A 13617-nucleotide genomic window follows, 5' to 3' on the forward strand; every position below is an offset into this window, starting at 1 on the left:
ACAAACTGGCCGCGTAAGGCGATCAAACCCAAACCAAGGACTCTCCGCAAGGTGGAGGAAACTTGGGGCTCAGGTCAGCACGGCAACACATTGAAAGCTGAAATAGAAAGCGAGTGCGGTAAAACCCGAAAAGGCAAACCCGGAAACATACAAGGTCTAGCCAGGATGCTGCTGGCCGAGCCTAACCACTTAGGCATTTCGAAAGCGATCGCAGCAATTGATCAATTCATCGAAAGCTCCGCCGCGGGTTTCTCTGACGTAAAGGTCGATCTAAAGCGCGAGTTCTGGGAATCGCAAAGGCTTGTACAGCATGAAGACGCCTCCCAAGGCTACGCCGAAATCACTATGCGCCGCAGTGTAATGCGACCCAAACCCCTACCGAAGACGCTTTCTACCGTTCACAAAGCTAAGGGTCTCGAGTGCAGCAATACCATGATCATGCATTGTGACCGTGCCAGCTTTGGGAACACGATTTACGGAAGATGCAAGCTTTATGTGGCACTCAGCCGTGCCAAATCGTCGTTGGCAATAGTTCTTCCAAAAACGAACCCTAGTCCTCTTTTCAAGCTTGGGTAACTGCTAACCTTGAACGCGCCACCGAGTCGATATCAGCTTCTCGGAAACCGTAAGACAATACAGTGCGGCAAACTCTTGGGTTGCAAAACAACCATTCAATGAAACCTGTGTCGACACTTAAAAACACTACATGGTAAGGAAGGATTTGGCGATTAAGCTGAGGTCCTGGCAAGCGACTATTTACGATGGACAAAGCGGGATGTGGCAACGAACCTGGGCTTGGGAAAACTTCATGGATGCTTTGCATTGTCTTATTGTGCGGGAGTTTGTGTGATGATCGATCAAGATCGTCTGGTGACTGAGTTAAACAAAGGATGGGTCTACGCGAGTGATCCATTGGTCTTTTTTCGCGGTTACGACAGTTTTTCCGAGTTTCTCAGAACGGCCGAAAGCTTTGATCCAATCCGACTATTGAAGCACTATGAGCAGACCATCACTCACAAGACCCAGCCAAATGACCAAGTGTTGCGTTTTCAGCTTCTTAGAATGGCCCGCCAGAAGGGAGACGAAGTTGGCACTGAAGACTTCTATCGTTTCGCGGATGATTTGGTGTCGAGACGTTGCGTCACAAATTTCGACGAGAGATCTGTAAACTTTTTGGCCTACCAAGGGACTATTTCACGTGGTGACGACGTGTTTGCGGCATTGCGGAAGGATATTAGTCGGCCTAACCAAGAACTTCGAATCCGTCGAAAGCTTCTTCGGGTGTTCGACAGGTTCGACGATCAGAACAAGAAAACTTTCTTTGGAAGCCTGCTTGGAAATGATGGAAGGGGCACCAAACTCTTCGATGCTATCAGCAGTATACACCATCAAGTCATTGACAACATCGATCATTGGATGGACTACCCACAGAACCCAAACAAGACAGAGCGGAACCAGAAACTATTTGGAGACACTCTCGTATTTCGTGTGTCGAGAATTTCCTACTCAACGCACCTTCAGACAAGCTTTGCTAACCAAAGCCCAGATTTGCGCGGTTACCTTTCCAGTCATGCGGAGCTTACAGGTAGACAGGAAACTCGGTTTTGGAAGTTAGACTACTTCGATAATGGCAGGGGGATTGTTGAAAACCTTAGGCAGTTTGGGCGTTTCCCGAGCACTGAGTTCACACTCAAAGATGCAATAGAACAAAATCTTTCGATCCGCGGGGACGTTGGACCTGAGCGGAGAAAGGGAGAAGGATACTCAATTGTAATTGATGAGGCTAGGAACGTAGCCGGATATGTGTCAATCCATTCGGGTGGAGAACGGGTCTTCATTTCACCTCAAACAAACTCTCAATTGGTCAGCGAACCTACTACGGAGTTCAAGTTTGGCACCCACTTGAGCCTTATTTTTCCAGGATAATTTGAGTGAAGTTTGTTCAGATTCAAGAGGTAGGTATTGGGGAGCTGGTTCCTACTGAACCGGTTCTGAAGCGATCTCTAAAACACGCGATCAATTCTCTCTACGAAAGGCTACGCAACGAAAATGTAGACTTTGCATCCGTAAGCTCCGCATACTTTCGGCTGGATCCGTCGATCAATTGGAGTTCGCACCGCAAAGTACTCATGGAGGTAGCGTATTCACTTCGAAAGTTGGCGAGCAGCCGATTTCCAAAAGCGCAATGCTACTTACTGTTTTGTGCAGACTTTGAGCATCACCTTACAACGATGAACGGCAAAGTGCCACCTAACGAAGCCAGTTTGATCACTGATCTTCGTGAAGAAGAACTGCGAAAACTAGCCAATGAATCGGGCGCATTGTACGAAGGCAACCGGTTCCACTTCTTCAGGTTGCCGTCCGGTCAAACAGCAGACTTCTTCCTACGTACCGGCAACTGCTTGGCCAGGCGGGAATCCTTGCACATTCTGGCCTTTTGGGCGCTACCAAGTTTAGAGACAACCAATCTAATAATTTGTGACACTTGGAGCATATCCACTCTGGGCATGTACCTTGCTAGATTGGCCGAACAATACACAGGAAGACGATATGATTGCCAATACCTGTCCAAGTACCTTAGCGAAGACATTGCCTCGTCCAGCGAAGTACTAGAACTGCTCGAGCAGGCTTCAGACGGCCGCATCGCACCGATTTTCCTCGTCAGCGCTCTTTCAAGCGGCAGAAGCCTTCGCACCTATGTGGAGGCGTTCGGCACGTTGTTTGAAGATGAAAAACCTTCTGTTGTCACAGTCTATTTGCTAGGCCAAAGTTTAGCCCCCGATTTGGAAGCTAGCATTGACGTACTTGTGCTGTGTAGTCTGGCGGATATCCTCGAAGCGCGAGGTCTTCATGGCTTAGTAGATGATGTCAGTCTGGAAGAAGGGCAAAAGATCTTCACGATTGATGCGCAGACCTACTTTCCTCGATATTTTGAGCCAAAGGAACATCGGTTCACTCCGAGCAAATTCACGGCGAAGTCAAAACAGTTTTTTGAAACTTATGCTGGATACCAGATTTTTTCTGTTTGCAAAGATGGCTCTTCGAACACAAAGCTCAATTTGCGGCGACACCATGCGTTCCATGTAGACATCCTTAAGCTGGTGTCGTCTAGTGAGTTTCGGGTGAGAATTGCAAAGCTTGTCAAATCACTCGACCGTCCGACACACATCGTTCATCTGAAGAAACCTGCGGATGCAAGGTTCGCCCAAGTCGTATCTGAGTGCTTTCCTGACGATTCACCGATCGATTTGATTGAATGCTCGGGATATCGGCGTATTCCTAAGAGGCAAGACATCCTACGGGTTCTTGCGGACCCAAACGCCAACGTCTGGTTCCTCGATGCAATGTACATTAGCGGTCAAAGCACTGCTCAAGACTTCGAACAAGGGCTTCGGTCTGGACTAAGTACGCAAGGTTTGAGCGAGTATCCGTCGAGGATCTCTTTTCTGGTGGGACTTTTGCGTCCAGACCTAAGTGCAAAAATCACCAGCGACAACGGGACGATGATAAGACTCAGCTGCCCTACTAGGCACGGGGAAATCGTTGTAAACTCTGTTGAAGAGGTTTTGCTTCCAAATTGGGATCACACACAATGCCCTTGGTGCAAAGAGCGCGAATTACATACCCTCCTTTTGTCAAAGCATGCTCTGGACGGTATGTCAGGAAAGGAGAAGGCATACATTGAAGGTCGTTTGACACTCCTCGCGGAAGGCCGGCGTCAGGGATTAAGGAACAACCTTTTCTTTAAGCGATATCCTGAACACCAGTTCGAATTCAACAAAGGTTCTTTGTGGTTCGACTGGTCAGTTGTGCGAGAAAAGGGGCTATCCGAGTCGGAGGCGGACATAATGCTCGCGGTTGCATCTGCGTTACAGTATTGGCGCGATGATTACGGTTCTAAGACTCCTGCTCAATACCTGCTGGATCAGCAATCGTGTTTTGGCGTCAACGTATACAATGAGTCCTTTCTTCGCGCTGCAATATGGCGATCCTTGAAGCGGCGCGAAGTGGATACATTTCTGAACGATAGTTACCGAAAAGAGTTGTTAGTGCGAGTTTTCGACGCCGGCGGGGCCGCCGATGCGACGGACGAGTTCGTTTTGGGTTGGGAGGCCTCCAAGCTCTTGGGGCGCTATTTGCCAAGGGTCATTGGCAAGGATCGGTTTGATGCAATCGACTGGAACTACCTAAAGTGGACATGCCTAGCAATCTAACATTCCACTTGTAGTGACCAATCATGCATTTTTTTGCTTCCGCAGCGAATGTCTCCTTCGACGGGCCGCAGCGTAGCATGCTGGATGTCTCGTCAGGGTCGGCTTTGGGCCGCAATTCTCGCCCATCTCGGTATCAGAATTTTTGCAATCAGACTTCGTGATCTCAAACCACGTTCCACTCCAACAGGCTGACCGTGAGAACGAACCCATCTCGCTCCCGAAGCGACCGTTTCTGATTTACAATCTTGGGTCGACTGGCTCACTTTCCAACGCAAGCACTGCCAATGCGCACTCGTGCACCTTGGAAAGTGGAAACCCTTCAACAAACCTATGCAGCCCTTCAAAACCGAGTTTAAATTCCCGTTCTGCAAGCGAGAATTTGCGGCCCAGCCCGCGCTGCCGGAGGCGCTCAATATTCTCAGGCAGGTCATAGTCGGGACCATATATTATCCGAAGATAGTCACGTCCGCGCACTTTCATTGCAGGTTGGATCAGACCTTTGTCGCCACGCAGGATAAATGCGTTGGGTTTGAACACCAGCCCTTCCCCTCCCGAGCCAGTGTGTTTCATCCACCAGTCAATGACCGTCTCGCGATCAGCCGCATTATTCAGGTCAATGCGTTTCCAGCCGGTCGTTTGCAGGATCGGATCGGTGGCGGCCAATTTTCCCAGAGTTTCCATATGCCAGGTATGGGGCTGATCCACATAAACCATGCCTTCGCTCGCCAGGATGTGGAACGGCGCTATGCGGTAGTCCTCAATAATGTCCGCTGCCCAGCAGTACCCGTCGATTGTCTGTCCCATGAGTTCCGCGTTGGAAAACTGGGTTTCTGCACGCGCGCTCAACGCATCCAGCCCATCGATTTCCCCAGCTTTGGAAATTGCCTCGAGCAATGCCGAAGCGGATGATTTTGCCGCCGTCACCGTTGGCAGGTATTGCCGTTTGAGCAACTCCTGCGCCTTGGCAGACCAGGACATAAGTTCAGCGTCAAGAAGCACCCAGTCGGTCTGAAGTTCTTCCCACAGATCCGCTGAATGCATTGCATTTCCAATTCGCGCAACAACTGCGGCTTCTTCGGACTCGTCCTTGAAGAAGGGTCGCCCGGTACGCGTATAGTTCACGCCTGCTTTGCCGTCTTCCACGCCAAATCGGGCCTTTGCGGCGTCCGCATCCTTGGCGACCACCAACAAGGCACGCGATCCCATGTGTTTTTCTTCGACAACCAGGTCGGTCACACCCCGGCTAGCGAAATGGTCCATCGCCTGATTGGGATGTTCCAGAAAAGGGCCTTCTGGTGCCGTTGGGCATGCGGCCATCGTGGGCGGCAGATAGATCAGCCATCTGGGATCAACGGCAAAACGGCTCATGACCTCCAGCGCGGCAAGACTGTTTTCTTCGGGAATTTGCAAGGTGGATTTGAACCGTGTTTCGATTCGCATCTTGGTTGCATAATCGTCGAAATAAAGCAGACGGTCATGATCCTGTTGTGCGGACAGGGATTGGTCAGCATCCCAAGGTTTTGCGGGGATCGCATATTGCATTTTCGCAGGAACGGAAACCGTTTCTCGCTCGGGCCACCGCAATGCGGTAAGCTTGCCGCCAAAAACACATCCCGTGTCGATGCACATGGTGTGGTTCAGCCATTCGGCCTCGGCCATTGGCGTGTGGCCAAAAACGACATCCGCCTTGCCACGGTAATCGCGCGCCCATTCCAAACGCACGGGCAGGCCAAACTCATCAACCTCGCCAGTTGTCTCGCCGAACATCGCGAAATTACGTACATGACCGGAGCCGCGCCCGTGCATTTCTTCTTTCAGGCCGGCGTGGGCAATGACCAGCTTGCCATCGGCCAACCAGGCATGAGAGCGCAAATCCCAAATGAAGTCCGAGACCCGTCTGCGGAAGGTCTCCGAGGTTTTTTCAAGCTCAGCGACGGTCAGATCCAGACCATGTGCCTGTGTCACATTCCGGCCCTTCAGCCATTTGTTCAGCTTGAAGTCGTGATTGCCAATCACGCAGCGGCCAGAGCCTTCATCGCACATGCCCATGACAAGGCGCAAAGCATCCAGATTGCGCGGACCCCGGTCCGTGATATCACCGACAAAGAACGCCGTACGGCCTTCCGGATGACGGGCGCGGATCAGGTCCTCGGAACCGGTTTCGAATGGGTCTATCACATATCCGAGATTTCCAAGCAATTCGGTCAATTCATCAAAGCAGCCGTGAATGTCACCGATGATGTCAAAGGGACCATGATCAGTGCGGTTGTCCGTCCATAGGGGTTCACGCACAATCTCCAGCGCATCCACTTCCTCGGGGGATTTCATGATCTGAACTTGACGGAAGCCCTCTTTCTGCAAACCGCGCACGCCTCGTCTGAGTGACTTGGCATGATTGCGTGCCACGTGTTCCCCAAAGTCGCGGTTAGGGCGGTTTTGATTGCGTTCATGGCAAATCTTGGGGTCGATATCGAGCACCAGCGCCACAGGCAACGCATGATATTTGCGTGCCAGCTGCACGAGCTTTGCCCGATCCTCGCGTTTCACTGATGTGGCATCAATAACGGTCATCAACCGGCGCTTCAGCCGAATGGATGCCGTGTAATTGAGCAGATCGAAAGCATCGCCCGTCGCGGCAAGATCGGTTTCATCGTCCGAAACAATCGCCCGGCAGGCATCAGAAGACACAATCTCGGTTTCCAGAAAATGCTTGCGCGCAAAGCCGGACTTGCCCGAGCCGGTGGCGCCGATCAGAACAACAAGAGCAAAATCGGGGATGGAAATCTTGGTCATGCTGCACCCCCCACGAAAGCTCTGCCATTTACGATTTGCCGCAACAATTCGTCGCCTTCTGCCATCAAGTCCGACCGTTCTTCCTCTTTTGCCACGACTTCAGCCCAAGCAATCTGATCGTGAATGAAAGCATCAATCATCGGAATACGCGCGCCACGCCCTATTTCCTTGGCTGCAGATTTAAGGACCAGAAGCCGTTCAATATGTTCGATGAGTTCCCGACCCAGAGACTGTCCCTGGACCAGCGCCTGCAGGTTCATAGGTGGCTGTACCGCTGGGTTTTGCCTGATCCATGAAATCGCCAGAGCGGGCCGCAGGATGTAGAAGTATTTTTTCAAAGACACATCTGGGTTGTTCCCGACATGCTTGTCCCATTGCTTAACCGCTAGGTTGCGATAGTGATGCAGGCAGCTTTCGCCAAATGTGGTTTTGTCCGCAAATTGGATCAGACGGTCACAGACCGCATCATTCCAGCGATACCGGATCGGGCTCGACAGCCATTCCAGCATCACCGGATTGGGTTTGATCAGAAGGCCAAGCGCTTTGCGAATATCCCAGCCGTTGATGTCCCAGTCGCCTTCGATGGGCAGTTCTATGACATCGCGACCGGGCTCAATGCTGAGATACCAGTCAGGTTGGCGGGCATAGATGAACCGCACATCGTAATCGCTGTCGGGCGACGGAAATCCCCAGGCACGGCTGCCGCTTTCGATGGCAAAGAGGATACGCACACCATGATCGGCCTCCAAGGCAGTTAGCTTGGATTGAATGATCGCTTCGATATCCGGCGCTACGGATGGGACAAAAACAGGCAGGCTCATACGGCATCCTCCTGTTTGAACACAGCCATCTGCGATGGGCCGCCATGGGTGTCGTCAACCGGCCCCAACGGCGTGAAACTGACGCTATAACCATGTTCTTCAGCCACCTTATTGGCCCAGCTTTCGAATTCCGCCCGGGTCCATTCGAACCGGTGATCCGGATGGCGCAGTTTGCCGTCCTTCAGACCGTCGAACAGCACATTATATTCGCGGTTGGGTGTCGTCATCACCACCATGCGCGGACGGGCATCGGCAAAGAGCGACAAAACAAGCGCCGACAAGCGGTGTGGTTCGATATGTTCGATCACCTCGACCAGCGTTGCGGCATCAAAGCCCTGCCAACGCCGGTCCCCATAAGTCAGGCTGCCCATTTGTAGTCTGACTCGCTCAGCCATGGCGTCCCCGGCCTGATTGAGCCGCAGCTTGCGATGCGCCGCCTCCAAGGTTCTCACTGACGCATCCACGCCAACAATGCGCGCCAGCCCGCGTTCCTTGATCAGCCGCGACATCAGCTTGCCTTCACCGCATCCCAAATCAAGAACCGAAGTGACATTGTTCTGCCTAAGCACCTCTGCCACCGTATCCAACCGCAACGCATGCAAGCGCAATGGCTTTTCAAGCTGCTCTTCAGGCTTGATCTTCGGAGCTTCCTCCGGTTCTTCTTCCTGCGGCGCCGTCTCTTCGAGGCGGGTAAGGGCCATATTCATCAATGATCTACGATGCTTCAAGGCGCGCCGTGTGATGAGTTGCTTGTCCGGATGCTCGGACAACCATCCGTCACCCTTCGCTAGAAGCTTGTCGATCTCTTCTTCGCTGACATAGTAATGCTTGAAGTTGTCCAGGACGGGCATCAGCACATAAAGATGCTTGAGAATGTCCGCGAGGCGCAGTGTTGCGGCCAGACGCAGATCGACAACCTGCGCTTCGCCGATCTCTGACGGTGAGAGTATGGAATAGCCCAATGGCTCGAACAAACGTTTGACCAGGTTCAGATCACCCGACAAGGCGACAGGCACAACGCGGATTTCGAACCGGAGCGCACGGTCCGCCAGAGCCTGTCGATCCTTCGATTTCCCAGCTATCGTCTGGGCAAAGGCCCGCCCCATCGCGACCGACAGAAATGAACTTGCCGCAAAAGGGCGGTCATTCACATATTGCGCCAGTAGACCATCGCTGTGCCGGTTTTTTCCACGCACCAGGCCGACCGGATCGACATCGAGATGCATCACAGCTGTTGTCCGGTCTTGAGATTTTTCCGGATAGAAAATCGTGACCTCACCGACCGACGTATCTCGTGTATGCATGTGGTCAGGATGCTTGTGCAGCAAGAATCCAAGATCACTCGCGGCGTAATCAGCATCATCGGCTGCGGTAAGAGTAATTTCGATCTGCATAATGTGGTCAATCAAGAACGCTTTGAAGTTTAAGGCTTAAATGTCGATTTGGGCGGATACAAGGCGGCGAATTCGTTCTGTGTTCAAACTGGAGCCTAACGCCCATGAATGGGCTGCAAAGGTCGCCAGTGATTACCGGCGGCCTTTCTTCTTGTTTTTCCAGAACGGCGGCACATCTCCTGCCATGATGCAGCCGTAAGGGTCGATATAGTCTTCGATCTCGGCCAGATCATAAGATTTGATCTGGGCAACCACATTGTCGGCGTTCTTGTAGCTCGACGGCAGCTCCGACGCGTCCACGCCACCGGCGTGAAAGCGCACGTCCAGACCTTCGGTTTCCGCCTTCAGCATCTGCTCAGGCGTGACCGATCCCATCCGGCGTTTATGCTCGGAACGCGAATAGTTGCGCCCTGCACCATGCGGGCTGAAGCCCAGACCATGATCGGCGTCCTTGCCACGCACAACGAGTACGGGTTCGGACATGTTCAGCGGAATGAGCGTGAGCCCTGTCGCATCCGAGGCGTATCCATCCCAGGCAGGGGTCGCGCCCTTGCCATGGTAATAGATATCGCCCCGCTTGAAGACGAAGTTGTGCTCGTTCCAGAACCGCTCGCCCACATCACCCACGCGCGCGGCCTCGACCGTTGCTTGGTGGATGGCGTTGTGGTTGGCCTTGGTCCACTTACGGATCAGCTGCAGTGCCTCCCAATAGTCACGACCTTCCTCAGTATCTGCCGGGATCCAGGCATTCTGCTTGGCAGTCTCGGGCGACAGTTCTTTGCGGAACTTCTCGGCCACATGCATCCCATGCTTATACAAAACCGCCCCCGGTCCGCGCGACCCGTGGTGGGTCACGATCGCGGTCCGTCCGGTTTTGCGCGAGCGTCCGACAAACAGGAAGTGGTTCCCGTCTCCTTGTGTGCCCATGTGCTCCTGCGCCATGCGCAGGGATTTCGGGTTGTCCAGAAACCGATTTTCGCGAAACGCATCCATCAGCTTCATCGAGGTCGTAAACCGCTGGCCCTGAGGCCGACCGCCGGGCCCGAAATGCGTGACCGACTGGGCCGCATCCAACACAGCCTTGGGATCGGCATTGCCCAGATCGGTGATCATGACCGAACAGCAGATGTCAGCCGAGTGCATCCCCGGATGGATCGCATTACGCGCCGCTGCCACACCCCCAACCGGGATGGTGCCAACAGGCCCAGCCGGACAGGCATCGGGCATGATGGCTCCCGCCTCAATTGTCGGCGTGCGCATCAGAGCGGTCATGGTTTCGCGTACCTTGTCGACATTGTCTTCCTCGTCCGGATGATCCATGTCGATGTTTTCATGAAACGGCACTTCACCGGGCGCGCGCAGGTCCAGCGTCACCGGAGCGGGAGGAATCTCGCCCTCCAGTTCCTGCCGGATACGCACCAGTCCGAACCCTTCGGTGCGCATCTCATTCGCACGCGCCAACAGCGCCGGGAATTGCTTGCCGGGGCGATGCCCCCATTCCTTCAGGTGTTCACCGGTAATCGGGTAGTTTGTGTTTTCGCTACTCATCTATCCATCTCACTCTAACATCGGTCACGGCGACAAGGGGTTGGTGAAACATTTTCAACTGCTCTATCCAACTGAGCTACATCGCGGAATGCGATGGCGGGGCTCGAACCCGCGACCAGGTGATTATGTAGTTCCACCGGCATTCGCCGTGATATTTCGGGTCCGGAGGACAAGAGGTTCGTGAGAGGCCTTTCGGCGGTTCGTTTCAAGCGATGTACTCCCACGGGCATTCCCCCGGATGCTTTCCTTTCATTCTTTGGCTCGGCTGGCAGGGATCGAACCTGCGACATCCTGATTAACAGTCAGGCGCTCTACCGCTGAGCTACAGCCGAATATGTTCTCTTGATCGCTATTCCATACGGGAAACCGTTTTCCACTTTCCCCGGAATAGCTCTGTGGCCCCGGCGACAAAGGAGAAGAAACAACCCGGGACCCGCCCCGCATCCGAATGGGTGGATGCGTTTGCCGTCTGGGCGCCTGCAAGGAGGGGAGTTGAACCCGCTCGGTGTACCCCGGAAGGGTGCTGCAATGTAGTTCCTTCGGCATTCGCCGGGGTTTTCTTGATAGTATGGCGACAAGGGGTTGATGAAACAATTTGCCCGGTGCTCTGCATATTTGAGCTATACGCCGCATCGGCGCAACGTGGTCGCTAACCGCGCATCTCCGGGGTGGACTGTAGTTCCATCGGCATTCGCCATTTGTTTCCTTTCATTCATTTCATCTGATGTGCCCGATGGGGATCGAACCCACGACGCACCGCTTAAAAGGCGGTTGCTCTACCACTGAGCTTCGGGCGCGTGCCCCGGCGACAAGGTGTTGGTGAAACGAACCTGCTCTACCTGACTGAGCTACATCGCAACGCGATGGCGGGATTCGAACCCGCGACACGGAGATTATGATCTGTAGTTCCACCGGCATTCGCCGAGATTTTTCGCATTTAAGGCAAGCAGCGCGGTATAAGGTCCCGCCCATGCCAGAGAGCGCCCGCAAGAGTGACGGAGTCGAACCGCCAAGTTCCTCTGGTCGTGCCCCCGCACTGTCTGCGCTAAACGCGATGTTCTTTCCTTTTTTGTTTCGTTTCGGATGGGTCAGGCGGACAAGTCTGATTGTGAGACGGCGACATTACCTAAAAATGTAGTCCCACAGGCATTCCGCCTGACCCTCTTTCATATTTCGATCTTCTCGATCTCACCAACCCAGTGATCTGGGCCGGTCTGACCGTTGGCAAACGCCGCGATCTGGTCAAAGACCGCATCCGAGAACCCGCCGACATTCAACACATCTCCACGTGTCTGCGCCTGCGTGGTCCCGTATGGAGCGATGTCGATGCAGACCAGCTTGGCCTTTGGGTTGCGACGCTTGATCGCTTCCCATTCCTTCAACATCGCCGTGCCCTGTCCGCCGGCGCGGGCATCTACCCACGACTGGTTGTCAGACACGAACACCACCAGATCCGGTGCACGACCACGATCGTTCAGCCACTTCAGCGGCGCGGAACAGTTTGTTCCACCACCAGCCAGAGCGGCCAGACGCTCGGCATTGGTCAGGATCGTGTCGCGCGGCTCCAGACGTACGTCACGCACGTCGAAGTCGAACGGCAGAACCTGACAACCACGGTTCACGCGCTGGAATGACGCGGCCACAAGGGCTGCTACATCCACGTGACGCACGGCCGAGGTGGCGCCTGGGCGATACCCGGTCACAGACCAGGTCATGGACCCGGAGACGTCCGGACACACGATCACCTGACCCGCGATCTTTGGCACGTTCTGCACCGCGATTTCCATCGCATCATGCAGGGCGTCAACGATCTCGCGCGGCATCTCGCTGTTCACGTTCTGCGCCGCCACCATCAACTGGTACGGAAACGCACGTGCCTTGGCGATAGCCTCGGGGTTGCGCAGCAATGCCGCCACGTGACCCATGTTCTTTGCCACGCCGAAAACACCGTGACGCTGAAACGTATTCAGGTTCTGGCGCAACATCTGCCACGAGCCTTTACGTGCGATCCGCGCCCAGTGGGCGGAGGACAATTCCAACTGCGTCAGCATCTGGAACGGCACGTCAGGCACCGGGCCTTTGCCGGTTTCCTTGAATGCCATCCACTCCTGCACAGCCGGTGGCAGCAAAGCCACCTCGCACGGCCGCCCGACGATCCAGGCAAACAGCGCCTCCCGTTCAGCCGATACTGGTTTCGGATGCACCATCTTGATCACGTCAGCCAAAGACGGGTCGTTCCCGATATTGGCGTTCAGCAGCGCCCAGTCAGACGCGGTGTTCAGCCAGTTCTGCACCATAGCTTTAGGCGCAGAACCCAATGACTTACGACCAGTCTGGCCGGAACGGATAACCTGCACAAAGGTACGCAGCATTTTGCCGTTATCGACCACACGGCCAAAAGCCGAACGGAACAAGACCGGATCACGCCGGGCCAGAACAGCCAGCAACACGGCAGGCATATCCTTCATGTATCCCGAACGGCGGGCATAGATTGCAGCCTGCGCCAGATAACGAGGTTCAACAGACTCGGCCACGTCCAGAACATATTCCAGTTCCTCCTGCGGCGACTGATAGAACATGCCCCCGAAAGTGCCGGTTACAGCGACTTGAGCCAGAGCATGGGCATCGGAATAAGCGTAGGCCGGTGCCGCGTGGGCATTCTTTGCAGTTGCTTTCGGCGGCAACCGGCCTTTGATCGATGCAAACACGGATTTGTTCGCCATTTTTTTGTTCCTCATATTTGGTGAGGACGTTTTGGCATGATGTTCGGTTCACCTGAAAGAAAATCGAACACTCAATCAATTCATTGATATTAAAGTAAAAATATGGAGTTTGAGTTTTCGTACG

At 54.0% G+C, this 13617-nt stretch carries 8 protein-coding genes and 2 tRNA genes; 3 read left to right on the top strand and 7 right to left on the bottom strand.

Going from position 1 to position 13617, the window contains the following annotated elements:
- From RBB29_RS10015 to RBB29_RS10025, 3 genes are all read left to right on the top strand, one after another.
- Positions 1 to 576 (top strand): ATP-binding domain-containing protein (locus RBB29_RS10015; RefSeq protein ID WP_306117001.1); only part of this gene is annotated, 576 nt, incomplete at its 5' end.
- A 273-nt stretch (positions 577 to 849) separates the two neighbouring features.
- Positions 850 to 1926, top strand: coding sequence for a hypothetical protein (locus tag RBB29_RS10020; RefSeq protein WP_306117000.1), 1077 nt, complete (start codon positions 850 to 852; stop codon positions 1924 to 1926).
- A gap of 5 nt (positions 1927 to 1931) precedes the next feature.
- On the top strand, positions 1932 to 4214 hold the full coding sequence (locus tag RBB29_RS10025) for a hypothetical protein (protein ID WP_306116999.1): 2283 nt from the start codon (positions 1932 to 1934) through the stop codon (positions 4212 to 4214).
- Positions 4215 to 4451: 237 nt separating this feature from the next.
- Here the strand turns inward: RBB29_RS10025 and RBB29_RS10030 are convergent, their stop codons facing one another.
- From RBB29_RS10030 to RBB29_RS10060, 7 genes are all read right to left on the bottom strand, one after another.
- Complete coding sequence (locus RBB29_RS10030) at positions 4452 to 7007, bottom strand: polynucleotide kinase-phosphatase (RefSeq protein WP_306116998.1); 2556 nt, start codon at positions 7005 to 7007, stop codon at positions 4452 to 4454.
- Positions 7004 to 7828 carry a nucleotidyltransferase domain-containing protein gene (locus RBB29_RS10035; protein ID WP_306116997.1) on the bottom strand — a complete coding sequence of 275 codons (825 nt, stop codon included), beginning with the start codon at positions 7826 to 7828 and terminating at the stop codon, positions 7004 to 7006. Before RBB29_RS10035 ends, RBB29_RS10030 begins: the two co-directional genes overlap by 4 nt.
- Positions 7825 to 9222 (bottom strand): 3' terminal RNA ribose 2'-O-methyltransferase Hen1, encoded by a 1398-nt coding sequence (locus RBB29_RS10040; RefSeq protein WP_306116996.1) that lies wholly within the window; start codon positions 9220 to 9222, stop codon positions 7825 to 7827. The genes RBB29_RS10035 and RBB29_RS10040 overlap by 4 nt, the downstream gene beginning before the upstream one ends.
- Positions 9223 to 9354: 132 nt before the next feature.
- Complete coding sequence (locus RBB29_RS10045) at positions 9355 to 10770, bottom strand: RtcB family protein (RefSeq protein ID WP_306116995.1); 1416 nt, start codon at positions 10768 to 10770, stop codon at positions 9355 to 9357.
- Between the two features lie 257 nt (positions 10771 to 11027).
- Positions 11028 to 11102 (bottom strand) — tRNA-Asn (locus tag RBB29_RS10050).
- 393 nt (positions 11103 to 11495) lie between these two features.
- A tRNA-Lys gene (locus RBB29_RS10055) sits at positions 11496 to 11567 on the bottom strand.
- A 369-nt stretch (positions 11568 to 11936) separates the two neighbouring features.
- The gene (locus RBB29_RS10060; RefSeq protein WP_306116994.1) at positions 11937 to 13493 is read right to left on the bottom strand and encodes an RNA-binding protein; all 1557 of its coding nucleotides are present in this window, start codon (positions 13491 to 13493) and stop codon (positions 11937 to 11939) included.
- Positions 13494 to 13617 lie beyond the last annotated feature (124 nt).

Source organism: Roseovarius sp. MMSF_3359, from assembly GCF_030733385.1.
Lineage (GTDB): Bacteria > Pseudomonadota > Alphaproteobacteria > Rhodobacterales > Rhodobacteraceae > Roseovarius.

What these genes read in the sequence shown, in the direction of transcription:
- RBB29_RS10020 (WP_306117000.1), top strand. Translation starts at nt 850, where the DNA reads ATGATCGATCAAGATCGTCTGGTGACTGAGTTAAACAAAGGATGGGTC.
- RBB29_RS10030 (WP_306116998.1), bottom strand. Translation starts at nt 7,007, where the DNA reads ATGACCAAGATTTCCATCCCCGATTTTGCTCTTGTTGTTCTGATCGGC.
- RBB29_RS10035 (WP_306116997.1), bottom strand. Translation starts at nt 7,828, where the DNA reads ATGAGCCTGCCTGTTTTTGTCCCATCCGTAGCGCCGGATATCGAAGCG.
- RBB29_RS10040 (WP_306116996.1), bottom strand. Translation starts at nt 9,222, where the DNA reads ATGCAGATCGAAATTACTCTTACCGCAGCCGATGATGCTGATTACGCC.
- RBB29_RS10045 (WP_306116995.1), bottom strand. Translation starts at nt 10,770, where the DNA reads ATGAGTAGCGAAAACACAAACTACCCGATTACCGGTGAACACCTGAAG.
- RBB29_RS10060 (WP_306116994.1), bottom strand. Translation starts at nt 13,493, where the DNA reads ATGGCGAACAAATCCGTGTTTGCATCGATCAAAGGCCGGTTGCCGCCG.